Source organism: Posidoniimonas polymericola (genome assembly GCF_007859935.1).
Lineage (GTDB): Bacteria > Planctomycetota > Planctomycetia > Pirellulales > Lacipirellulaceae > Posidoniimonas > Posidoniimonas polymericola.
On record NZ_SJPO01000007.1, the window covers coordinates 256160 to 279960 of the forward strand.

Annotated in this window: 13 protein-coding genes; 5 read left to right on the forward strand and 8 right to left on the reverse strand. The window is 66.3% G+C overall.

Annotated features, from left to right (window positions below; all coding sequences use genetic code 11):
• Positions 1-58: 58 nt before the first annotated feature.
• Entirely contained in the window at positions 59-1549 is a 1491-nt protein-coding gene (locus tag Pla123a_RS15625) for a LamG-like jellyroll fold domain-containing protein (protein WP_146588745.1), read from the reverse strand.
• A 629-nt stretch (positions 1550-2178) separates the two neighbouring features.
• On the opposite strand from Pla123a_RS15625, the gene Pla123a_RS15630 reads away from it, so the two are divergent.
• The 4 genes from Pla123a_RS15630 (at position 2179) to Pla123a_RS15645 (ending at position 11029) form a co-directional block, all read left to right on the forward strand.
• Complete coding sequence (locus Pla123a_RS15630; RefSeq protein WP_146588603.1) at positions 2179-4554, forward strand: glycoside hydrolase family 127 protein; 2376 nt, start codon at positions 2179-2181, stop codon at positions 4552-4554.
• Positions 4555-4844: 290 nt separating this feature from the next.
• The gene (locus Pla123a_RS15635; RefSeq protein ID WP_146588606.1) at positions 4845-6041 is read left to right on the forward strand and encodes an AraC family transcriptional regulator; all 1197 of its coding nucleotides are present in this window, start codon (positions 4845-4847) and stop codon (positions 6039-6041) included.
• 351 nt (positions 6042-6392) lie between these two features.
• The gene (gene nifJ / locus Pla123a_RS15640; protein WP_146588608.1) at positions 6393-9971 is read left to right on the forward strand and encodes a pyruvate:ferredoxin (flavodoxin) oxidoreductase; all 3579 of its coding nucleotides are present in this window, start codon (positions 6393-6395) and stop codon (positions 9969-9971) included.
• Positions 9972-10015: 44 nt separating this feature from the next.
• The gene (locus Pla123a_RS15645) at positions 10016-11029 is read left to right on the forward strand and encodes a dihydroorotate dehydrogenase-like protein (RefSeq protein WP_146588609.1); all 1014 of its coding nucleotides are present in this window, start codon (positions 10016-10018) and stop codon (positions 11027-11029) included.
• Between the two features lie 21 nt (positions 11030-11050).
• Here Pla123a_RS15645 and gltA read toward each other — a convergent pair whose 3' ends face one another.
• Both gltA and Pla123a_RS15655 read right to left on the reverse strand, forming a co-directional pair.
• On the reverse strand, positions 11051-12493 hold the full coding sequence (gltA, locus tag Pla123a_RS15650; RefSeq protein WP_146588611.1) for an NADPH-dependent glutamate synthase: 1443 nt from the start codon (positions 12491-12493) through the stop codon (positions 11051-11053).
• Between the two features lie 119 nt (positions 12494-12612).
• Entirely contained in the window at positions 12613-13467 is an 855-nt protein-coding gene (locus Pla123a_RS15655; protein WP_146588613.1) for a sulfide/dihydroorotate dehydrogenase-like FAD/NAD-binding protein, read from the reverse strand.
• Between the two features lie 349 nt (positions 13468-13816).
• On the opposite strand from Pla123a_RS15655, the gene Pla123a_RS15660 reads away from it, so the two are divergent.
• Positions 13817-14308: a Crp/Fnr family transcriptional regulator gene (locus tag Pla123a_RS15660; protein ID WP_197528012.1), complete on the forward strand. Its 492-nt coding sequence runs from the start codon at positions 13817-13819 to the stop codon at positions 14306-14308.
• Positions 14309-15095: 787 nt separating this feature from the next.
• Here Pla123a_RS15660 and Pla123a_RS15665 read toward each other — a convergent pair.
• The 5 genes from Pla123a_RS15665 to Pla123a_RS15685 form a co-directional block, all read right to left on the reverse strand.
• A complete protein-coding gene (locus Pla123a_RS15665; RefSeq protein WP_197528013.1) occupies positions 15096-17915 on the reverse strand; it encodes a glycosyl hydrolase in 2820 nt (939 codons plus the stop codon).
• 223 nt (positions 17916-18138) lie between these two features.
• Positions 18139-19311 (reverse strand): cysteine desulfurase family protein, encoded by a 1173-nt coding sequence (locus Pla123a_RS15670; protein ID WP_146588620.1) that lies wholly within the window; start codon positions 19309-19311, stop codon positions 18139-18141.
• Positions 19308-21221, reverse strand: a complete 1914-nt coding sequence (locus Pla123a_RS15675; RefSeq protein ID WP_231956494.1) for a prenyltransferase/squalene oxidase repeat-containing protein — start codon at positions 21219-21221, stop codon at positions 19308-19310. The genes Pla123a_RS15670 and Pla123a_RS15675 overlap by 4 nt, the downstream gene beginning before the upstream one ends.
• Positions 21218-22087, reverse strand: coding sequence for a prenyltransferase/squalene oxidase repeat-containing protein (locus Pla123a_RS15680; RefSeq protein WP_197528014.1), 870 nt, complete (start codon positions 22085-22087; stop codon positions 21218-21220). Before Pla123a_RS15680 ends, Pla123a_RS15675 begins: the two co-directional genes overlap by 4 nt.
• Positions 22047-23777, reverse strand: a complete 1731-nt coding sequence (locus Pla123a_RS15685; protein WP_146588624.1) for a polyprenyl synthetase family protein — start codon at positions 23775-23777, stop codon at positions 22047-22049. Before Pla123a_RS15685 ends, Pla123a_RS15680 begins: the two co-directional genes overlap by 41 nt.
• Positions 23778-23801: the final 24 nt, after the last annotated feature.

The following is a 23801-nucleotide window of genomic DNA, read 5'->3' on the forward strand; positions in this document are numbered from 1 at the left end:
CAGGAAATGGTGTTGTATCGAATGAATGCAGAATCAATTGATCAAACCGCTGTGCCGACTAGCTGCGGCGACGGCACGCCGTCAGCCCGAAGGCCGACAGGCCCACCAGCAGCGCGGTCGACGGCTCGGGCACGGCGCCGAGGGCCGCGAAAGCCGCCGCGCCGTTGGCGGCGATGAAGTCGTTCTTGAACAGGCGGAAGTCGCTGAAGTCGTTGTCGAGGTCACCGTCGATGTCGCCGAAGGGGAAGGTCTCGACCGCGGTGGTCCCCGCCAGAGTCTGGAGGTGGTTGGCCATCAGCGTGGCGTAGTCGTCGGCGTCGATGTCGCCGTCGACATCGAGGTCGCTGCGGCTGAAGCCGGCCCCGCCGTTGCCGGTGAAGGTCACGGGCAGTTCGAAGGTCGCCTCAGAAATCCCGTCGAACGTGGTCACGCTGACGGTGAGGTCTTCGAAGGGCGACTTGGTCCACAGGGCGCCCAGGCTGACGTCGGCGCCAACGCCGAATCCGTCGTCCGGGCCGCCGCCGCCGATCGGGTCGGTCTCGCTAATCTCGGTCGAGTTGATCGTGGCGCCGAGCTGCCAGACGTCGTCGGCGTCGATCGAGCCGCCGCTGTCGGCGTCCCCGTTGTCTGCGACGCTGGCCCAGTTGGCGGTGTCAATCGCGCCGGCGGCCGACGAGATCGAGTACGCGACTATGTTCTGGATCGCCAGCTCGTTCGTGAAGGTTCCGACGCCCGTGTCGCGGTCCACAACGAACTGCAGGGGCTCACCACAGCCGGCGATACAGCCGCTCTGGAAGCGGGTCTCGACGTCGGTGGCGGAAAGGGCGTTGTCGTGGACGGTGAATTCGAAGATCGAGCCCTCGAAGAACGGGTCCGGGTAGAGCGCCCGGCCGAGGTAGGCAAGGTCGGTGCTGACGTTCGCCAGCGAGGCGTCGGGCACATCGGAAAGCGGGGCGGTGCCGATCTGGATGCCGTCGACGTAGTAGGCGAGGTCGGTCGCATCGACCGTCATCACGACGTGGTGCAGCTGGCCGTCGTTTAGGTCGCGGGCGCCGTCGGTGACGCCAACTTCGCCGTCGAACGTGCCGAACGAGATGGCTCCGCGGCTGCCCTGGTCGCCGGGGCCGCGGGTCGGCTGCAGCATCAGGTAGTCGTAGCCGAGGTTGGCGGACTCTCCGTTCAGGCCTTCGCTCGTGCGGCCGAAGCCGGCCAGGAAGGTGAATTGATTGGTGTTGCCGTTTTGGACAAACCAAGACTCGAGGCTGATGGCGGAGTAGGTGTTCACCGCGATGTCGGGACCCGGCAACGCGCCGTAACCGGAGACGCCGTCGAGCACCAGACGGCTGTCGGCGACGTTGACTGTGGCGCCGTCAAGCGCCGAGCCGTTGGCCGTGCCAACGCTATCGACGATGGTCAAACCATCGCCGCTATTGAAAAGGTACTGATGGGTGATGACCGCCTGCGATTCCGAGGCGACGCCGGCAAACGCCAGCAAAGTGGACAGGGCAGGTCCGACCAGAGATGTGCGACAGCGCGCGAAAGCAAACATTCGTAGCTCCCTGAGGCGAATTCTTCGGGTGGCCCGTCAGGCGAGTTGACAACCCGACAGGCGGTTAGAGAAGAGAGGTGCAAAAGCTCATAAGGATTTAGAAAAGCAGCAACTGCAGTTTATGCACGCTTGGGTAGTCACGCAAGCCTTTGAAGCCCGTTTTGCAGTATTCGTCCCCGCTTGCGGACGAATGCACTACGGGTGTTTGTCCAACTGCCGCGTTACGCCGCCCGGCCTGCGGCATTGCGTCCATTGAGTGCGTCGCAATGCACTGTAGGGCTCTTTTGCGGTTTAATGCGGGAATCGAGGCAGCCCGGCCCCGATCTCTACAAGCGGTGTTTAATGCCGCTGCAAATCGAATGAGGCAAGACGAGGCGCCGATCGATCACGCTCGTTGGTGGTGGACCTGTTGAGGTCTTTAGGTGCGCAAGGATCCGCGTAGCAGCCCTGTGTATCAGTTTGAGTAGGACGACCAGGAATGGCCAGGGAAATTTAGAATTAGCGCAAGTCCGCACTCCTGCGATCGCCCGGGAGCTAGATCAGGCGCGTTTACGTTATACTTAAGGTGGCTTTTCTCTTGCTGCCGCAGCAGTCGCAGCGTCTGCTCTCATTCCCGGAGTTTTGCGTCAATGCAACGCTTATTGTGCTGCCTGCTCGTGGTTTTTGGGGGCGTGGCGTCTTGTGTGGCTGTCCCCGTTGAGGCACGCGCAACACAGTTCTTTGAGCTTCGCAACGTGCGGCTCCTGAATGGACCGTTTTTGCATTCGGTCAGGCTCAACCGCAATCACCTATTGAGCTACGACCCGGACCGTCTGCTCGCCCCGTTCCTGGCGGAAGCGGGTTTGGACCCCAAGGCAGACCGCTATCCGAGTTGGGAGTCGACTGGGTTGGGGGGGCAGACCGCCGGCCATTACCTTAGCGCCCTGGCGAACACCGCGTCATCGCTGGACGACGCCGAATGTCGACAGCGACTCGAGTACATGGTTAGTGAGCTGGGCAGGTGCCAACAGGCCAACGGCGACGGCTACGTCGGTGGGGTGCCGGACAGCGACCGCCTGTGGGAGCAAATCCACGCGGGCAAGATCGCCGCCGAGGGGTTCAGCCTCAATGGTTCGTGGGTTCCGATCTACAACCTGCACAAGACCTTTGCCGGCCTGCGCGACGCGTACTTGGTGGGCGAAGTGGACCAGGCGAAGCAGGTGCTGCTGGACTTGGCGGACTGGTTCGACCGTGAGTTCAGCGACCTGACCGACGCCCAGATCCAAGACCTCTTGCGGTGTGAGCACGGCGGCATCAACGAGGTCCTAGCAGACGTTGCGGCGATCTCGGGCGAGGATCGTTACCTGCGGCTCGCGGAACGCTTCAGCCACCGTTTCATCTTCGACCCGCTGGCCAACGGCGAAGACCGTCTCGATGGGTTGCACGCCAATACGCAGGTGCCGAAGGTGATCGGGTTTCAGCGGATCGCCGCGATCGGCGGCGGCGAGCAGTACCACCGAGCCGCCCAGACCTTTTGGGACGCGGTCGTGAGCGACCGGTCGATTGCGATCGGGGGCAACAGTGTGGCGGAGCACTTCCCGTCCGCGCGGCAGGCGTCCGACTTTGTGACGCGCCGCGAGGGCCCCGAGACCTGCAACACCTACAACATGCTGCGGCTCACCGAGCAGCTATTCCAGCAGTCGCCGGAGGGGCGGTACGCCGATTTCTACGAGCGGGCGTTGTACAACCACATCCTGTCGTCGCAGCATCCCGAGCACGGCGGCTACGTTTACTTCACTCCGGCGCGGCCGGGGCACTACCGGGTCTACTCCAAGCCGGGAGAGTGCTTCTGGTGCTGCGTCGGCAGCGGCATGGAGAACCACAGCCGCCACGGTACATTCGTCTACGCCCACAGCGATCTGGAGCTGTTCGTCAACCTGTTTGTCGCTTCGAGGGTTGAGTGGGCCGAGAAAGAGGTGGTGCTAACGCAGCGGACCGATTTCCCACAGGCTGATCGCACCGAGTTGGAGCTATCGCTCGAACGGCCGACGCCCTTTGCTCTGAAGATCCGGAAGCCTGGCTGGGTAGAGCAGGGGGGCTTCGAGGTCCTGGTGAACGGCGAGTCCGCCGAGATCGCTGGCGATGGCGCGTCGTATGTGACGCTGGATCGTGAGTGGCGGGACGGGGATATTGTGAGCGTGGCGTTGCCGATGACGGTCACGGTAGAGCCGTTGCCCTACCTGCCCGAGTACGTCGCCTTCCGAGAGGGGCCGATTGTGCTGGCGGCCGAGCTGAGCCGCGACGAGCTCGACGGCCTCATAGCCGGGGATGGGCGGATGGATCACATCGCCAGCGGCGAGCTGATGCCCGCCGATCAGGTCCCCGTTGTGGTGGCCGAGGAGGGCGAACTCGCGGCGCTTGTCGAGCCGGTCCCCGACGCGCCGAACGCCTTCACCCTGGCCGCCGCGGTCCGACCCAACAGCTTCGACCGACTGCAGCTTGTGCCGTTCTTTCAGGTCCACGACGCCAGGTACATGCTCTACTGGCAGCGGACGACGCCGGCCAAGTACCAGAGCCTCTTAAACGCCCGACGCGAGGCGGAGCGTCTGGAAGCGGCTCTCGACCAGGCCACGCTCGATCGCGTCACCCCCGGGCAGCAGCAGCCTGAGGTGGAGCACCAGTTCCGTGGCGAAGCGAACTCGACAGGCGTCTGGCGAGACCGCAGCTTCCGCCACGCAGACGGCTGGTTCAGTTACGTGCTCGAGACCCACGGCCAAACCGACGCCCGTTTGCGGGTCGCCTATTTTGGCTCCGACCGCCGGGATTTCGAAATCCTCGTCAACGACCAGGTGATTGCCTCGGTTGCGCTCGACGCGCCTAGCCCCGACGAGTTCGTCGACGTGGACTACCCGATCCCCGCCCGGCTGCTCGAAGGCGCCACCGAGATCACCGTAAAGTTCCAGGCCAAACCGGGGTCGATGGCGGGCGGGATCTACGACGTGCGTTTGATGAAGGCGGTTGATTAGGATGGAGGCTGCAGAACGCTATCGTCTGTGGCTCTGCACCGCGCGGCCAGTGGTTCACGCGGCGCCAGCGCCCGGTCGCAACGGCTATGACGAACACGCAGGCGAGCCCTCTCAGGACGCTCGTGCCGGAGGGGCCGCTGACGGCTTGGCAGCAAAGGGATTATTGAGCGTTGGCTGCGGTTTTAGCGGTTCCGCACTGGCAAGAATGGGCGTAATAATCGCGTTTACCGCAGAAGCAGGCTACGCTTCTGGTGTCACTTTGCAAGCACTCGCCCTCTAGTTTCAATCTGATGTCACTACCACCCCAAGTCGCCCTGCTGATCGAGACCGCACGCGGTTACGGGCGTGACGTCGCGACCGGGATCGCCCGCTACGCGGCGCTGCATGGTCCTTGGAGTTTTCATCTGACGCCAGGCGACTTCACGCAGGCCGCGCCGCTGTGGGAGTACTGGCGGGGCCACGGCATCTTCGCGAGACTTGCCAGCGGCGAGATCTCCAAGCAGCTGCTAGACGCCGACCTCCCGACGGTCGCGCTCGACATGGAGGACAGCCAGCTCGAGAAGAGCAATCCGCTCTCGAAGTTCAGCAACCTGAGCGTCGACAGCCGCCAGGCGGCGACCCTCGCCGCGGAGCACCTGATCGAGCGGGACTTCGAACATTTTGCGTTCGTCGGGGCGTCGGGCGTGGTCTGGTCAGACCGCCGCGAGGCGGCCTTTGTCAAGCGGATCCGCGGCGAGGGCTACGAGACCCACGTGTACGACCCGCAGCACGTCGCGGCGATCGGCAGGTGGGAGCGGGAGATGCCGCGGCTGGCGGAGTGGATCGGATCGCTACCGAAGCCAATCGGCATCATGGCCTGCAACGACGAGCACGGCCTGCACGTCCTGGACGCCTGCCGTCGGTCGGGCGCGTCGGTGCCAGAAGAAGTCGCCGTGGTGGGAGTCGACAACGACAGCCTGCTATGCGGACTCTGCAGCCCGAGCCTCTCGAGTGTGGTGCTCAATGGCGTCGAGGGCGGCTACCAGGCGGCGGCCCACCTGGACAAGATGATGAAGAAGGGGCGGAACCAGCCGCGCCGGATCAACGTCAGCGCGCTGCGGGTCGAGACTCGCCAGTCGACCGACTTGGTGAGTGTCGGCAACAAGCATGTCGCGCTCGCGATGGCGCACATCCAGCGGTCACGAGGGTCGCGGATCAATGCCGATCTGGTTGCCGAGCATTGCGGTATGAGTCGACGCGAGCTCGACAAGCTGTTCCGTGACAGCACCGGCAAGTCGATCGCGGTCGAGATCCAGAACATGCGGCTCGACCACGCCCGGCGGCTCCTCGAAGAGACCGACCACCCCGTGCCGGTTATCGCGGACGTCGCCGGATACAGCTCCGCAAGCTACATGGTGCAGGTCTTCCGGCGGGAGCTGCAGACGACCCCCAACCGCTACCGCTCGAAGGTACGGTCGTTGAGCATGGCGTCGATCAAAGAGCACTAACGAAGCGCTGCTCATAACTGGATTGCCCGCCGCGTCCTGCGGCCTCGTCTTGCGCCAATCTTAACGGCCGCGGCCTTTTGACCGTGACGAACTGCGGGCGCGTCGAGGGTCGCTACCCTCGCTGCAGTTGTGCGGGTTTGGCTCGTTCTTCTACCTCCGGTGTGCTAGACCGCACGGTCGTGCGGCGGCCCCGCCGGGGATTCTGAGTGCTCGGCGCCCCCCAGCATGGGGCGACCCGCGGGGGCTTCTCAGCAGAAACCGTTTTCGGCGTTCGCGGTACGCAATTCGCCCATGCGTGGGAGTTCATGCAACCTCGGATGTCCCGCGGCCCTCTCCGGACGAGATCTATCGATGAGCGGTGGTAAATTTATCACGGTCGACGGCAACGAAGCCGCAGTGCGGATTGCCCACAAGCTTAGCGAAGTGATCGCGATCTACCCGATTACGCCCGCGTCCCCGATGGGGGAGCTGTCCGACGCGTGGAGCGAGCAGGGGCAGCAGAACCTGTTTGGCGTCGTGCCCCAAGTCATCGAGATGCAGAGCGAGGCCGGCGCTGCCGGAGCCGTGCACGGTGCCCTCCAGGCCGGGGCCCTGACCACGACCTTCACCGCGTCGCAGGGGCTGCTGCTGATGCTGCCCAACATGTACAAGATCGCCGGCGAGCTGACCCCGGCGGTGATCCACGTCACCGCACGCGCCGTGGCGACGCACGCCCTCTCGATCTTCGGCGACCACAGCGACGTGATGGCGGCCCGCATGACAGGGTGGGCCATGTTGGCGTCGGCGAGCGTCCAGGAGGCGCACGACCTCTCGCTCATTGCTCACCTGGCCACGCTCCGGACTCGCGTGCCATTCCTGCACTTCTTCGACGGCTTCCGCACCTCGCACGAGGTCAACAAGATCGAGCAGATCCCCGACGAGGTGGTCGCCGCGCTCGTCGACCAGGACCTGATCCACGAACACCGCCGGCGCTGCATGGACCCGGACCGGCCGGTGCTCCGCGGCACCGCCCAGAACCCCGACGTCTTCTTCCAGGCCCGCGAGGCCGTGAATCCGTTCTACGACGCCACGCCGGGCGTCGTGCAGGAGGTGATGGACCAGTTCGCCCAGGCTACCGGCCGCGGCTACCGGCTGTTCGACTACGTCGGCGCGGCGGACGCGGACCGCGTGGTCGTGATCATGGGGTCTGGCGCGGGCGCCGTTGAGGAGACAATCAATGAGCTCAACAAGCGGGGCGAGCGCGTCGGACTCCTGAAGGTCCGGCTGTTTCGGCCGTTCTGCGCCGAGGCTCTGCTGTCGGCACTGCCGCCCACTACCGTGAAGTTGGCCGTGCTCGACCGGACCAAGGAGCCCGGTTCTGCCGCCGAGCCGCTGTTCCAGGACGTGCTAACCGCTGTCGCGGAGCATTGGACGGAGGTCCATAACGGCAAGCCGACACCCAAGATCGCTGGCGGGCGGTACGGCTTGGGTTCCAAAGAATTCACACCCGCGATGGTGGCGGCCATTTTCGCAGGGATGGCCGATGAATCACTGAAACGCCGCTTCACGGTCGGCATCCACGACGACGTAGGCGGGACCAGCGTGCGTTGGGACAGCGAGTTCTGCACCGAAGCGGACGACGTGACCCGCGCCGTCTTTTACGGCCTGGGGAGCGACGGCACCGTTGGCGCGAGCAAGAACTCGGCGAAGATCATCGGCGAGAATACAGACCTCTACGCCCAGGGCTACTTCGTCTACGACTCTAAGAAGGCCGGCTCGGTCACGGTCTCGCACCTGCGGTTCAGCCCCCGCCCGATCCAGTCGACCTATCTGATCGAGCGGGCCAACTTCGTGGCGTGCCACCAATTCGACTTTCTGCAGAAGATGAACGTGCTGCAGTCGGCTCAACCGGGCGCCGTGTTCCTGCTGAACGCGCCCTACTCCGCCGAAGAGGTCTGGGACCACCTGCCCCCGGAGACGCAGCACGAGATTTTCGCCAAAGAGATCCGGCTGTTCGTCGTAGACGCCTACCGGGTCGCCAGCGAGGCCGGCATGGGCAACCGCATCAACACCGTGATGCAGACCTGCTTCTTCGCCATCTCCGGCGTGCTGCCGCGCGAGCAGGCCATTGAGGAGATCAAGCACGCTATCCGCAAGACCTACGGCAAGCGTGGCGCCACGGTCCTCGAGCAGAACTTCCAGGCGGTCGACTCCGCGATCGCCGCGCTGCACGAGGTCGCGACCCCCGTCCACGCGCAAGAGGACGCAGGCCCTGCCTGGGAGCCGGCCGGCGGCGCCGACGGCTTTGTCGAACGCGTCACTAGGGCGCTAATCGCCGGGCGGGGCGACCTGCTGCCCGTAAGCGCCATGCCTGTCGACGGCACATTCCCGACCGCGACCGCCAAGCTGGAGAAACGCAGCATTGCGCACGAGATCCCGATCTGGGACCCCGAGATCTGCATCCAGTGCGGCCTGTGCACGCTCGTCTGCCCGCACGCGGCGATTCGGATGAAGCCGTTCAGTGGCGACTCGGTCGCCGACGCCCCCAACGGGTTCGTGAGCTGCGGCTGGAAAGGGAAGGACTTGCCGGGCAGCCTGATGTCGATCCAGGTAGCGCCGGACGACTGCACCGGCTGCGGCGTGTGCGTGGACGTCTGCCCCGCGAAGAGCAAGCAGGTCGCCAAGCACAAGGCGATCAACATGGAGCCGAAGGAGGCCTGCCTGCAACGCGAGCGACTGAACTGGGACTACTTTGTTGAGATACCCGAGTTCGACCGGTCGAAGCTGACGCACGAGTCGGTGAAGGGGTCGCAGGTGCTGCTGCCGCTGTTCGAGTTCTCCGGCGCCTGCGCCGGCTGCGGCGAGACCCCGTACCTCAAGCTGATGAGCCAGCTGTTCGGCGACCGGCTCTTGATCGGCAACGCCACGGGGTGCTCGTCGATCTACGGCGGCAACCTGCCGACGACGCCGTGGTCGACCGACGCCGCGGGGCGGGGCCCGGCCTGGAACAACTCGCTGTTCGAGGACAACGCCGAGTTCGGCCTCGGCCTCCGGCTGGCGGTGGACGCCAAGCAGGAGTGCTCGGCGACCCTGGTCAGGCGGCTGGCGGGCGAAATCGGCGAGACCCTCGCCACTGAGTTGCTGCAGTCGCCGCAAGAAAACGAAGAGCAGATCGCCGCCCAACGCGAACGCGTGGCGGCGTTGCAGCGGAAGCTGTCGGGCCTCGATTCGCCCGACGCCCGGACGCTGGCCGCGGTGGCCGAGGTGCTGGTGCGGCGCAGCGTGTGGTGCGTCGGCGGGGATGGCTGGGCGTACGACATTGGGTTCGGCGGCCTCGATCACGTGCTCACCTCAGGACGCGACGTCAACATCCTGGTGCTCGATACGGGCGTCTACTCGAACACCGGCGGCCAGGCCTCCAAGAGCACGCCGCGCGCGGCGGTCGCCAAGTTCGCCACCGGCGGCAAGCCGACCCGCCGCAAGGACCTCGGCATGCTGGCGGTCTCCTACGGCAGCGTCTACGTGGCGCAGGTCGCGATGGGTGCCAACCCGGCCCAGACTATCCGGGCGTTTGCCGCAGCGGAGAGCTTCCGCGGGCCATCGCTGATCTTGGCGTACAGCCACTGCATCGCCCACGGCATCAACATGACGACCGCGACCTCCCAGCAGAAGGACGTCGTGGCGACCGGCTTCTGGCCGCTGTACCGCTACGACCCCCGCGAGGCCCACCTCGAGAGCCGGCCGCTGCGGCTCGACAGCCGCAAGCCAAGCAAGCCGTTCAAGGAGCTGGCGATGCAGCAGGCGCGGTTCGCGATGCTCGCCCGGTCGAACCCCGAGGCCGCCGAGCGGCTGTTCGCCCAGGCCCAGGAAGACATCAACGACCAGTGGCACTACTACGAGCAGATGGCCGGCGTCGAACGCGAGATCGCTCCCGCCGGCGTGAGCGAGTAGTGATTCCGTGCAACCCGCAGCAACCTCGGCGTAGCGAGTCAACCATGTCTATCGACCTGACGACCAAGTACCTGGGCCTTGAGCTCAAGAACCCGCTCGTGGCGTCGGCCAGCCCGCTGACCGGTTCGGTCGAGAGCCTGCTGCGTCTGCAAGAGGCGGGCGTCAGCGCGGTGGTGCTGCCGTCGCTCTTCGAGGAGCAGATCGAGCACAACCAGAACCAGGTCCACCAGCTCTACAACTACCAGGCAGACTCGTTCGCCGAGGCGCTGAGTTACTTTCCCGAGCTAGGCCTCGACGATTCCGACCCGGCCAAGCACATCGGCAGGGTCGCCGAGGCCAAGCAGCAGCTTGAGATCCCGGTCATCGCGAGCCTCAACGGCCACACCGACGGCGGCTGGGCGCGCTACTCGAAGTGGATGGAGGACAACGGCGCCGACGCGCTCGAACTCAATATCTACTTTGTCCCGACCGACTGCGAGATGTCCGGCGAGGACGTCGCCCGCAGGTACGAGGACCTCGTGGGTTCGGTCCGGAACGCGGTGAGCATCCCGCTGGCAGTGAAGATCGGCTCGCAGTTCACCAGCATCCCTAGCATGGTCCGCCGGCTGATGCTGGCCGGCGCCGACGGCGTGGTGCTGTTCAACCGGTTCCTCGAGCCGGACCTCGACCTCACCACGCTCAAGTACCAGCCCGACCTGGTGCTCAGCGCCGAGCACGAAATGAGGCTGCCGCTGCGGTGGATCGCGATCCTCCGCGATCAGCTGACACTCTCACTGGCGGCGACCAGTGGGGTCCACCACGCCCACGACTTGGCGAAGCTAATCCTGGCCGGCGCCGACGTGGCGATGGTCGCCACCACGCTGCTCAGGCGGGGCGTGGGGTACGCCACTGTGATGCTCGACGAGCTCCGCACGCTGTTCGAGGAGTACGAATTCGAGTCGGTCTCGCAGGTGAAGGGGAGCATGAGCATGGCCAACTGCCCCGACCCTAGCACGCTTGGCCGGGCCAACTACATGCAGGCCCTGATCGACTACACCGCGGACTTCAACCGGGCGTAGCACGGCGGCCTTCGACCACCGCTACTCGGCCGTTGGCCAGTCGCCGGTCGTCAGGTACTCGTGGATCGAGGCGGCCGCCGTGCGGCCGGCGCCCATCGCCAGGATGACGGTCGCGGCGCCGCTGACGATGTCGCCCCCGGCGAACACGCCGCGCTTGGACGTCCGCAGGTTGTCGTCGTCGGCCTGGATGTAACCCCACTTGTTGGTGTTGATCTCCGGCGTGCTCGACTGGACCAGCGGGTTGGCCCCCGTGCCGACCGCCACGATCGCGACGCTCGCCGGCACGACCTTCTCGGAGCCGGCAATCGGGATCGGGCGGGCGCGGCCCGACCCGTCGGGCTCGCCCAGCTCCATCTGCTGGACCTCGACGCCGGTCAGCAGCCCCTGGTCGTTGCCGAGGAACTGCAGCGGGTTGTGCATCGTCAGGAAAGTCACTCCCTCGTCCCGCGCGTGGTGCTGCTCCTCCTTGCGGGCGGGCATCTCGGCCTCGCCGCGGCGGTAGATGATCGAGGCGCTCTTGGCTCCCAGCCTCAGCGCGCTGCGGACGGCGTCCATCGCGGTGTTGCCGCCGCCGATCACGACCACGTCCGCGTCCCGGCAGGTGTAGACCGGCGAGTCGTAGTGCTCGGGGTCGTACGCTTTCATCAGGTTAACTCGGGTCAGGAACTCGTTGGCGGAGTAGACGCCGCCGAGGTGCTCGCCGGGCAGGTTGAGGAACTTCGGCAGGCCGGCCCCGGTGGCGATGAACACCGCGTCGTAGCCCTCGTCGTTCATCAGCTGGTCGATCGTGACCGACTTGCCGACCACGACGTTGGTCTCGAAATTGACGCCCATCTTCCGCATGTTCTCGATCTCGTTCCGCACGATCTCCTTCGGCAGGCGGAACTCGGGGATGCCGTAGACGAGCACGCCGCCGAGCTCGTGCAGGGCCTCCATCACGGTGACCTCGTGCCCCTTGAGCGTGAGGTCACCGGCGCAGCTCAACCCGGCGGGGCCGCTGCCGACGACCGCCACTTTCTTGCCGGTGGGGCTGGCGGGTTCCGGGAGGCCGATCTCACCGGTCGCGCGCTCGTAGTCGGCGACGAAACGCTCGATGTGCCCGATCGCGAGCGGCGCGAACCGCTTGCCGAGGATGCAGGCGCCCTCGCACTGGTTCTCTTGCGGGCAGACCCGCCCGGTCACCGCGGGCAGCACGTTGTCTTCGCGGAGCTTGGCCGCCGCCCGCAGGTAGTCGCCATCGCGGACCAGGTCGACCACCTCACGCACCTGGACGCCGACCGGGCAGCCGTGGCTGCACTTGGGGTCGGCGCAGGTCAGGCACCGCTGGGCCTCTTTCTCGGCAACGGCCGCGTCGAGGCCGAGGTTAACCTCGGCAAAGTTGCGGGCCCGCTCGAGCGCCGGCTGCTCGGGCATCGCCTGCCGGGGGATCTTGGTCCGCTGTTTGGGGGGTAGTTTATCGGCCATGGGGTCGCGCTGTTGCTGGGGTCCGGCGACGGTTCAGAGAGGCCGGCGGAGGGGTTCTTGATCGCTCTGAGGTGCGGTAAGCGGCCCGGTGACCGGCGGGGCATGCCGGCACGCAACGCCTACGGGTGGTGCTGTGGTCCTACCTTGGGGTGCGCCATCTCGAGTTGGCACAGGCCCGCCCGCTCCTGGTCGCGGTACATGCGGTTGCGTTGGACGAGGGTCTCGAAGTCGACCAGGTGGGCGTCGAACTCCGGGCCGTCGACGCAGGCGAACTTGGTCTCGCCGCCGACCAGCACCCGGCAGCCGCCGCACATGCCTGTCCCGTCGACCATGATGGGGTTGAGGCTCACCACGGTCGGGATGCCGGCCGGTCGCGTGACCTCGGCCACGGCCTTCATCATCGGCACCGGGCCGATCGCCAGCACGTGGTTGATTTCCCGTTTGTCGTCGAGCAGCTGCTGGAGCTTGGTCGTGACGAAGCCCTGTTCGCCGCCGCTGCCGTCGTCGGTCATGACGAAGAGCTCGTCGCTGGTGGCGCGTACTTCTTCTTCGAGGATCACGAGCTGGCGGTTGCGTGCGCCGAGGATGCTGATGACGTGGTTGCCGGCCTGCTTCATCGCGACCGCCGTGGGGTAGGCGATGGCGGTTCCCACCCCGCCGCCGATAACGACCGAGGTTCCGAAATCCTCGACCTCAGACGCCGCGCCAAGCGGGCCCACCACGTCGAGCAACGCGTCGCCCTCGTCGAGCTGGTTGATCATCTTGGTCGTCTTGCCGACGCCCTGCACGACAATCGTGACCGAACCGGTCTCGGGGTCGGAGTCGGCGATCGTCAGCGGGATGCGTTCCCCCTGATCGTGCACGCGGACAATGACGAACTGGCCCGGCTGTCGCATCTTCGCGACCCGCGGAGCTTCGAGCCGCAGAAGCTTTACATCCGGCGCCAGAAATCTCGCTTCGAGGATTCTGTACATCGATGGTTTGAATTGTTTACGCGGCCACTGGCAATTGGCGATGGCAGCGCGGCTAACGGCAGAAAAGTTCCCTAAATTGTAATCGTCTGCGGGCCGGCTGCGGAGGAGCCGAACACGGCGTTTTCCGAAAACCGCTGCCTCGTTGATCGTTCCTCGCGGGGCGATTCAATACGCCCTCGGTCCGGTTGACCAGCTTACGCAGGGCGCCCAACGAGTCTTGTTGGGTTTCGCGGCGCAGGCTATCCTTGGGGTAGGGATTGGCGCTGTCATTCCCGATAAAAATTGATGCTTGATTCAGGCGTTCTGAACCGCTGTTTTTAAGTTGTCCTACCCTAGCGATACGATGATCATGTCCGCTCAAGTTACGGCAGATTCCCTGAAGAACCTGAAAGTATTCTCTGCCGTTCCCAAAGACGAGCTGCAGCAGGTTGCAGAGCTCTGTGAAGAAGTTCAGATCCCTGCTGGCTCTGTTCTCTTCCGCCAGAATGAAGAGGCGTCTGACGTCTACGTGATTGTGGACGGCGAAGTCTCCTTGGTGGTTTGCGACGCCATCTCTGCCTGCCGGCAGATCGGCGTCGCCCGTGCCGGCGAGTTGGTCGGCTGGTCGAGTGTGCTCGAGCGGCGCCTCCTGACCGACATGGCCTGCGCGAACACAGCAGTCACCGCACTGAAGATCGACGGCAGCGCACTGCTCGACTACTGCCAATCGCACACCAAGTTCGGTTTCGAACTGATGCGGATGACGGCGCTCACGATCGCCGAACGCCTGAGTGGCACCCGCAACCAGCTGATGGAAGTTCACGGGACGCACCTGCCCGAGGTGCGGCTTGAGTCCGACTGACGTTGTTTCCCCGCCGCTCTGCGGTGGGGTAGCCGGCAGGCGATGAACTCGCCAGAGGGGCCCGGAGTTCCTCGGCTGCTCTCGGCGGGACGAGTCATTCTTGGTCGCCGCCGACCGTGCTGCTCGACGCTGCTTTCCGCCCCGGCCACCGCCGGGGCGGACCGGTGTCGAATGATTCTCTGCCGCGCCTCTCTCTCAGTTCGGCTGCCGCCTGCGCAGGATTTATTTCTGCGGCCGGTTCGCTCTGCTGGCCGCGACGCCCAGAGCGGATTGAGTTCCCTCTCAGCCGGAGCTCTTGCAGCGGTTTCCTGCGAGAAACTGTCACAGCCGATGCGGGCGTGGCTACGAAAGAAACGCCTCGGAGCCCGGCCTCCATTCTTGTGGCAGACCGGGCTCGCTTAGTGCTGGTTCGTATCACCTCTTGGGTCGGATCGCGAAGACAACTTTCCCGGCAGATTCCTGTAGAGAAGAGCTGTACAGCGCGTTCGAATAGGAGGACGCGGCGGCCTGCTCTGCCGATGCTTGCGACGCAGGAGACGGCGGGCTTGCGTTGGGCGCAGTTCCAAGGGCGACTATTGTCCCGAGTAGCGCACCAACGGGACAAAAGTCAGCGGAAATGATTAGAGAGTCGATGTGGTAACTGCTGGAATGAAAAGACTTTGCGGCGATCGAGGGGCGACATCAGAGGGTACTTTTGTCCCTATGATTGCGTTTCCGGAATTCAGGGACAAAAGTCACCGCTCAGGGCGGCGAGACCTTCCGACTCGGAGCATCACTGCCGTGAGTGTCACTGCGCGGCGCCGCTCAAGATCTTCACCGGGCCGATCAGTCCGGAAGGCTCGAGCGGCGAGTCGGCGTCGAAGCGGGTGATGTTGGTCTTGGTGTAGGTTTGGGGGGCGTCGGGCTGGGCGTCGCCAATCAGGCGGTTGGGCCACAGATTGACGACCTCCACCACCAGCTCGTTGGCGCCGCTGCGGAGTGCGTCGCGGGTGCTAACGCGGAACGGCGGCGTCCAAGCGACGCCCAGCTCCTGACCGTTGAGCGTGACGCGGGCGGAGCACTCGACCCGCCCCAGGTCGATCCAGTGCGGACGCCTGGCGTCGACCGCGGGGCACTCGAAGGTCTGCCGGTAGACGGCCGCCCCGCTGTAGTAGCGGATGCCGGGATCGTCCGCGCGGGACCAGTCGGACAACTGGTCGAAGGCGGCCTCTGTAGGGCCGCCCCACCGTGGGTCGAACCGGACCTGCCAGGGGCCCGCCAGGGTGGCCTCGGTGGTGGTCGGTTGGGGGCGTGTCTTTTTTGGAGAGGTAATGGCGGTGTCGCGGGGGAACACAACGAATGCGGAACCGTACGGGGCGAGCTCCACCACCGCTCGGGTGCGGCCTTCGACCTGCTCGGCCGCGAGCGCACGGATGTCGCCAGTCACCGGATCCCAGATCTCGGGCCGGTCGGAGGTCGCCCTAAAGCGGCACCTCGGCGCGCAAGGCTCCGGCGAGCGGTTCGTGACGAAGTAGACATCGGCGTTGTCGGTTCGACGATGGATGTAGTCGAGCTCGCCGGCCTGTTTGGGGGAGTCTACCGCGAAGTCGGCGGCGATCGCCAGCCCGGCGAGGGCATCGCGGGCGGGGCGGTCGGCGATGTGACCAGCGTCCCACAAGGCGTTGGCCAACTCGGTGAAGGGCTCGTCGTCGCCGAGCCCGTAGGGGTGCGACGGCCGCGGGCCAACCACGGTGGCGCCCTGCCGAGCGAGCTCGGCGACCGCCTGCAGCGTGGCGAGTGCGTAGTGGCCGCTCGGCGGCAAAGCCAGCACCTCGTAGCGGGCGCCGCCGTCCAGCACGACGCGGCCGTTCTCCACGCGGGCGTGGCTGCGGAGGACCTCGGCGTTGACGACGTCGTAGTCGTAGTCGGGCAGGACGTGGGCCGGGTCTTCTGCCTTCAGGCGGACAAAGCTCGGGATGTTCTCGCCGTAGAAGTAGAGCACGTCGGCGGCGGGCTGACCCTGCTGGAGCATGAACTGGCAGCGATTGAGGTAGCCCAGAAAGCCGTCGGCCTGGCGCCACCAGGTGACATTCGGGTTGAGGTGCGTGCCGGCGAAGTAGGCGATGCCCGGCAGGCCTTCCTCTTGGGGAGAGCAGGGAAACGTGTGCCACATCACCATGTTGAGACCCTCGCACGCGACGCGGTCGAAATCCGGCTTGAGGTCGGCGGGGGTTTTCTGCCACTGCGGGCCAATGGTGGTGAAGGCCTCGGCCATCACCAGCCGCCGCCCGTAGATGTGGGCGGCCGACGCGGGTTGCTTGACGAACAGCCGCTCGTAGTCGTGCACGCGGTGCGTCTGGGAACTAGCCCAGAACTCGCCCATGGGGATGTCGCTCTTGCCGAGGTTGAGCAGGGCGTCGACCGGGGCGGCGTGCGGCCCGCCCGATTCCGGGTGGATCCCGACGCCGCGGTGGTGGGCGTAGTCGGCGAACGCCTGGTAGTTGTTGGCGGCGATGAGGTCGGCGAGGGTGCGGCGAAAGTCGTTGAGGAAGCGGTTGGAGGTCTGCCGGTCGTCGACAACGTAGCCGGCGATTGTCGGCAGGTAGGGCGTCAGGTCGTAGCCGCGGCGGGCGGCGAACGACCGCGGCAGGGCGGCGGTCCAGTTGACCGGGCCGAGCTCCCAGCTGTCGGTGTGGAGGAACCGGAGCGAGCGGCCCACCAGTGGGCCGGCCGCCTCGAGGATCGGGGAGAGGACGTCGTCGCAGTAGTGGTGGAACGCTTCGGCGTCGAGGTAGTCGATCGCCAACCCCTTCCAGCCGTCGCTAGAGGTCGAGACCCTCGCGCCGGACGGGGTGTAGCCGAAGCGGAGCACCAGCCACTTCCCCGGGGGCGCCCGCCAGGTTAGCCGGTCGCCGTCCAGTCGATCGGTGATATCGAGGATAGCGTCGTGGGAGATCGTCGCCTCGTTGGCGTCCCCGTGTCCGAACTCGAGCAGGTGCGAGGCGTCGACCGCGGTGAAGTGCCCCGGGTAGCGGTGGTAGGCCTTCTGCTCGAAGTTGTCGATCTTGGCGAGCGGCGAGTTGTCCTCGGGCAGCGGGACCGCCAGCAGTCGGACGTCGCGGTAGAAGCCAAGGCGGCTCTGCGGCTGCTTGATATCGGTGCGGATGAATTGGCCGCCGTCGATCGTGGACTCGGTCCACACGATCGACTTGGCGGACTGTTCGGGAGTGACGGTCGGGCCGCCAAGGTTCCAGCCGCTTTGGATATTGAAACCGAGTTCCAGGCCGAGCCGGTCTGCCTCATGCAACGCATGAACAAACAATTCGACCCACTCTGGCGAGGCAAAGTCGGGGCCGTGCTTCGGCTTAATGTTCTGGCCGCTGCTCGCGTGAGCCGCGTCGACAACGTTGGCGCCGCCCATGCCTTTCGCACGCATTGCTTCGAGGTCGCGGGTGATTGCCTGCTTCGTAACGTTGCCATTGATCCACCACCACCAGCAGCGGGTCCGGGACATCATCGGCGGCTTCGACCAGCCATCCTCCAGCGGCACGACAGGCTCGAGCGACGCCTGAAGCTCGGGTCGGAATGGCTCGGCGCCGGTGGATTCCGACACAGATAAAGGGGCCATCAGCGTGGCCAGGGTCGCTGCCAAACAGACGAACCACGGAGCGAGAGTGAGTCGAATGCTGGGGAAAGTCATTAATCCTAGATCGCCTGAATTGGCGGAAAAGAGCCTTGAGAGACGTTGTCGGGAGCGCCGCCCAAGGGATGCCCTGTACGCCCCGACCCGTTCTATTGTAGCAGCAAGCCGATCGGGGTGGCATTGCGGGCGGGCGACGGCAGCGGGGACGCTACGCGTCTGGGGCGGGCCACACGTCGTGCGGCGCCCGTGCGGCCTGCAAGCGTTGAACCATCTTAGGTATTGCCGCAACGACTTCGGACTCGGGGGTGAGGTGGCTCCAGGACAGTCGGACCGCGCCATCCAGTTCGGCGCCGGTGACGCCCATCGACGCGAGCACGTGGCTGGCGGTCGCGCAAATAGTTGTGCAGGCCGCCCCGTCGGAAACCGCGGCGACGCCGGCCAAGGCTTCAAGGGCCTGATCCGAATCAAGCCCCGGCAGCGACATATTGAGGGCGTTGGGCAACGCAAATTCGGCGTCGCCGTGCAACGCGGCGCCGAGGTCCGTGAAAGCCCGCACGAAGTGCTTCTTCAGGCGGACGCAGTGCTGATGGCGCGAATTGCGCTCGTCGGCCGCGAGCTCGGCCGCGAGCCCAAAGCCGGCGATCAGCGCCACCGGCAAAGAGCCAGAGCGGAGGCCGAACTCCTGGCCGCCGCCGTGGATGATGGGCTCGAGCGGCGGCAGGATGCCGGCCCGCCGCCGGGCGATCAAACAACCAACGCCTTGGGGACCGTGGATCTTGTGGGCGCTAACGCTGATCAGGTCGATTCGGTCGTGAGTGAGCGGGACCAAGTCTTTGCCGTACCCCTGCGCGGCGTCGACGTGCAGGAACGCGGCGCTGTCGCCCAATGCGGCGGCGATGGCGTCGACCGGCTGGGCGATGCCGGTCTCGTTGTTGACCTGCATGACCGACACCAGCAGCGTGTCGGGCCGCACGGCGGCGAGCACGGCGTCGGCCGCTACCCGGCCGGAAGGCTCGGCCGGCACAAGGGTCACCTCGAAGCCGCGTTCTTGGAGTACTGCGAGCGGTTCGAGCACCGCTTTGTGCTCGATCTCGGTCGACACGAGGTGGCGGCGGCCGGTCCGCTCGCCGTGGGCAGCGAGCCCGAGGAGGGCGAGGTTGTTGCTCTCGGTGGCGCCGCTGGTCAAAACGACCTCGTGCCGTCGGGCGTGCACCACGCGGGCGATCTGGTCGCGCGCTGCATTGACCGCGTCCTTCCCGCGTTGGCCGAACTCGTGCGTGCTTCCTGCGTTCCCGAAACTAGGGTCGAGGTGGCGGAGGATCACCTCCCGCACCCGCGGGTCGAGCGGCGTTGTGGCGTGGCTGTCGAGGTACAGGCTCATGCGGTGGCGCCCGTACTTACGGCGGACGGCTGGTCAACCGTCGCCAGCAGAAGGGTCGCCCGTCCGAGGGCAGCCACCGTGTAGACAACCGGGTACATCCGCTCGTGGTACCACAGCTTGGCGAAGTAGAATCCGATCGGCGTCGGGGGGAACTCGGTTCCGCCGGAAGTCCGCTCGATCAGCCACTGCGCACCGGAGCGGACGGCGGCGAGGTGGGCGTCGGTCGGATTGGTGGATGCGGCGTAGGCGGCCAGGGCCTCGACGGCGAGAGCGGTTTCCTCAATGCTGGAGGGCACGCCTCCAACCCCGCCCCAGCCACTGTCGGCGTTCTGAGCGGCGACCAGCCAATCGGCAGCTCGCGCGGCGCTGGCGGCCCCGAGCGGCTCGTCCGCCGCGAGGAGGTCGGCAAGAGCGAGGAGGACGCGGCTCGTGCCGTAGGTAAGATTAGTTTCGTCGACCGCAGTTGCGTGCTGGTTGCCAAACCAGAGCGGCGGCCAGGAGCCGTCGTCCTGCTGCTGGCGGGCGAGGTAGGCGAGGGCGCGGTGCTGGGCCCGGCGGAGTGGCTGTCGGAGTTCGGCCGGCAGTCGATCACGCCACACGCGCCAGGCCCTAAGGGCGTGGGCGGTGATGTCGCAGCTGCTGCGGTCGAAGGGGAGGGCGCCCCAGCCGCGGCAGAAAGTCGGCAGGCCGCCGTCGCTGTTTTGGAGGCTGAGCAGCCACCGCACGCCGGCCGCTGCGGGGCCAACGTCGGCGACTCCCAGCGTGTCGAGGGCGAGCAGCGCGCCGGGCGTGTCGTCGGCGTCGGGAACGCCGCCGGGCAGATCGGTCCAGGCCCATCCGCCGGGGTCGGCCTGCGTGTACGGGTGGACCAAGCGGTGCTGCTGGGCGAGGAGCCAGTCGCGGATTGGCGCCGCGTCATCCTCCGGCAGCGGTTGGTCGCCCGAGGCGACGGCTTTGAAAGAGAGGGCGTTGGTAGCGAGCGTCGTGACCCAGGTGGCGAGATTGGTGTCGATCGGCCAGCTGCCATCCGGTCTCGCGGAGCGGATGAGGAAGGCGATGGCCTCGCCGACGACGGGGTGCGTGGCCTCGCCCGCGCCGAGCAGGCCGAGCGTGACGAAACTCGTGAGCGGCGTCGCTTCGAGGAAGCCGCCGTCAGCGGGCTGTATCGAACGGAGCACCGACAAAGCCCGGCGGCGGGCAGCCGACCGGATCGCAAGCATCAACGGGTTCCGCGTCGGGCGGTTGGTGTGCCTGACCAGACCAATGGCGATCAGCGCCGGCAACGCGTAGCTCACCACGCGGAGCCGCAATCGGGCGTACCAGGAGGGAGGGCAGACGGACATCTCGAACGGCAGCTGCGGCACGAGCCGCCACGACTCGCGGGACCTGCCCAGCGGGTCCTCGCCCAGCCTGCCGTGCAGGGCGAGGGTCGTCAGGATGGGGACCGAGAACGTGTGGTCCTTGCCGTACCGGCGGCGAACAGCGGCGGCGAGCTCGCTGGGCTCGATGCTGCCGGCGGCCTGTGTAAGCCAGGCGATCGCCGCCTGCTCGGCCGACCCGCAGGCCGGTTCGTTGGTCACGGCCGCCCAGCAGAGGGCGGTGGTGCTGATGTTGCTGAAGCTGAGCGTGGTGTCGCCCCAGCCGCCGTCGGCGTTCTGGTTGTCGACCAGCCACCGCAGCCCGGCGTCCACAAGACGGCGGACTTCCGCCGCCCGGCGTTCGTCCGCGGTCGCGGCGTCGATGAGGTAACGGCGCAACGCGCACACCGCCGTGGCTGTAGACAGAGCGCTGCTGGAGAGTTCGCCCTCCCAGTGCCCCTGCTCGCCGCGGAGCGAGAGCAGGGTCTCGCGTGCGGCGGCTAGAGCGTCGCGGCAATGCTGCAGATCGTCGGTGTCGGTGTTGAGCGTCACAGGCTCAGGTGTCCCAAGGCCAACAGGCCGTAGTAGGTGTACTCGCAGTCGAGGTCGTCGTCTTCCCAGTGGCCATGAAACCCCCCGCGTGCGGTCCACAGCGTGTCGATGAAGTCGAGGCTCGCTTCCTTCAGCGGGCCGAGGTCGCTGTGCATGCCGGCCAGGGCGTGCAACGCGGTCGCGGTCGACAACAGATCAGGATACAACGCCCCGCGGGCGGCGTAAAAACCTCCGTCGGGGTGAAGCTGTCGCAGCAGCCACAGCTCAAGCTCTGGGTCCGACGCAACCCCGCCCAGCCGTCGGTTGATCACCGCCGCCGCGGCCGACGACGGCGTTAGGCCGACCTGCGTGCCGGGCTCGTTCGAGTACCCTCCGTCTGATGTCCGCAGGGCGGCCACGCACCTGACCACGCGTTCTGGCTCGGGGGGGAGTCGGCCCAGGTCTTCATAGGCGCCCAGCGCCATGAAGCAGCCGTAGATGTCCCCCTGCTGGGATTCGAGGTCGATGTGGTACCCGCCGTCCGGCGTGCGCCCTTGCTCGATGCGGCCCAGCAGCGAGTCGACCAGCGGTCCGTCGACGCCGCCCGGGCGGATAGCGGACCAGCACCGGGCCAGGCACGCGACATGGACGCTGTCGAGACCCTCGCCATCGCCGAAGCCGCGGAGGTACTCCTCAACCGGCTCGGTGGGAAGGTCTACGCTCAGCGCGGCGAGGCCCTGCAGCCCAAACGCCGTGTAGTACAGGTCGCTCTTCCCCTCACGGTCGTTGAAGCCGCCGTCGTCGTTCTGTTGGCCGCGGAGGTAGCCCTCGACCAGTGCCGCCGCGTCACCGAGCAGGCAGGGCGCCAGCCTCGCGACCTGCAGCATTTCGAGCCTCAAACTCACTGCACCAGTCCTTCACTTCCACGGTAAAGATCTTGCTGACAACCCGGCGCAGCAGGCCCTTGAGGCTAGCGTTGTGCAGCTCGCCCAGGCACTGGATGGCCTCCTCCTTGTACGACTCCTGGAGCACCCGACAGCGTGAGCCGACCTCGTACTCGTCGATCAGCTGGTGGAGCTTGACGATTTCGTCGGTCGAGCACTCACGCCGCCACGCCTTCTCGACCAGCGCCCGCTCGTCCGGCTTCGCCTTGGTGCGGTCGTGGAGCACGGCGAGCGGCAGCGTCGGACGCATCGCTTGCAGGTCGTTGGGCTGGGAGTCGTCGGTCAGGTCGTCGATGTCGTCGCGGATCTGGTAGGCGATGCCAAGGGCCTGGCTGTAGCGGGCGATCACCGCCATGGCTTCCGGGCCCTCGCCCGCCAGCGAGGCGCCCAGCCGCAGCGCGACCTCGAACGCCGGCGAGGTTTTCTGCCGGAAGATGTCGAGCACCTCGAGTGAGCTCAGCGGCCGCGGGTTGCGGGTCCAGTTGAGCTCGGCGCCCTGCCCAAGGCACAGCGACCGGTGCCCGGCCGCGGCGTCGCGAGTCATGGTGAGGAGCCGTTGGGCGTCGATGTCCTGGTCGCAGTCGGCGATCAGCCGGTACCCGTCGCCGATCAGGAGGTCACCCAGGTTGAGGGCGACCGGCACGCCGTAGTCGATGTGGAGCGTCGCCTCGCCGTAGCGGTAGTCGTCGTCGTCCTCGATATCGTCGTGCGCGAGCGACGCCTTGTGGAAGCACTCGACCGCTACCGCCGCCCGCTTCACCGACAGCGGAACTTCGGCCTCGGGGTCTTCCTGGGCCGCCTTCCAGACGCAGGCGGTCAGGAACGGCCGCCAACGCTTGCCTTCCTTCGCCAGCCAGCCGCGGGCCTGCTGCTCGGTTTCGCTGGCGGCGGGGCCCATTATCTCGGCGAGCGAGTCGGCTTCGAACCAGGTCTGCACCTCGGCACGCAGCGCGTCGAGGTTCAGGCGGTGCGTGCGGTCGGCGCTGCTGAGGTGGATTACTTCCCAGATCCAGTCGACGTCGACCGTGACGTCCTTGCAGTCGTCCTGCAGGAGTGGTACTGCGATGCCGGGGATGGCGGCGGCCTCCATGTACGGGAACGCCTTCTCGAGCACCGACAGGCAGCTCACGCCGACGATGGCGTCGATCTGGCCGGTCTCGATGATGGACATCACCAGGGCCGAGCCCTCTGCGACCAGCACCGCGTAGCCGAGCTTCTCGGCTTCCTCCTGCAGGTCCTGGATCGTGCAGAGACCGCACTGCTTGCAGAGCAGACCGAATTCGTCGAACGGGGCGGGGCACAGGTCTTCAATCCGCAGGCACTTGGGGAGCAGCAGCAGCCGGCGGTTGTAGGGAACGGTCGCCAGCTGGTCCCGCCACACCTCGCTGTTGAGCAGGATACCCGCGTAGTCGACATACTTGGCGTCGAGGCCGTGCTGTTCCGCGAAACGCTCCGACACAGAACGGAGGTTTGTCATGCTCAGCGGTGGCGTCAACCCTTCGCTGCGTACGAACTCGCGAAGCTGATTGCGGAGGACTTCCCGCTCCTGACGGGTCTGCGGGATGCTGTCCTGTGGCTGCCGCTCGCGTTGCACGGGAACGGCTCGCGGCAGGGTGACAACGGGCAACTGCATAGAAGTCTCGAGATGGAATTCGTT

What these genes read in the sequence shown, in the direction of transcription:
- Pla123a_RS15625 (WP_146588745.1), bottom strand. Translation starts at nt 1,549, where the DNA reads ATGTTTGCTTTCGCGCGCTGTCGCACATCTCTGGTCGGACCTGCCCTG.
- Pla123a_RS15630 (WP_146588603.1), top strand. Translation starts at nt 2,179, where the DNA reads ATGCAACGCTTATTGTGCTGCCTGCTCGTGGTTTTTGGGGGCGTGGCG.
- Pla123a_RS15635 (WP_146588606.1), top strand. Translation starts at nt 4,845, where the DNA reads ATGTCACTACCACCCCAAGTCGCCCTGCTGATCGAGACCGCACGCGGT.
- nifJ (WP_146588608.1), top strand. Translation starts at nt 6,393, where the DNA reads ATGAGCGGTGGTAAATTTATCACGGTCGACGGCAACGAAGCCGCAGTG.
- Pla123a_RS15645 (WP_146588609.1), top strand. Translation starts at nt 10,016, where the DNA reads ATGTCTATCGACCTGACGACCAAGTACCTGGGCCTTGAGCTCAAGAAC.
- gltA (WP_146588611.1), bottom strand. Translation starts at nt 12,493, where the DNA reads ATGGCCGATAAACTACCCCCCAAACAGCGGACCAAGATCCCCCGGCAG.
- Pla123a_RS15655 (WP_146588613.1), bottom strand. Translation starts at nt 13,467, where the DNA reads ATGTACAGAATCCTCGAAGCGAGATTTCTGGCGCCGGATGTAAAGCTT.
- Pla123a_RS15660 (WP_197528012.1), top strand. Translation starts at nt 13,817, where the DNA reads ATGTCCGCTCAAGTTACGGCAGATTCCCTGAAGAACCTGAAAGTATTC.
- Pla123a_RS15665 (WP_197528013.1), bottom strand. Translation starts at nt 17,915, where the DNA reads ATGGCCCCTTTATCTGTGTCGGAATCCACCGGCGCCGAGCCATTCCGA.
- Pla123a_RS15670 (WP_146588620.1), bottom strand. Translation starts at nt 19,311, where the DNA reads ATGAGCCTGTACCTCGACAGCCACGCCACAACGCCGCTCGACCCGCGG.
- Pla123a_RS15680 (WP_197528014.1), bottom strand. Translation starts at nt 22,087, where the DNA reads ATGCTGCAGGTCGCGAGGCTGGCGCCCTGCCTGCTCGGTGACGCGGCG.
- Pla123a_RS15685 (WP_146588624.1), bottom strand. Translation starts at nt 23,777, where the DNA reads ATGCAGTTGCCCGTTGTCACCCTGCCGCGAGCCGTTCCCGTGCAACGC.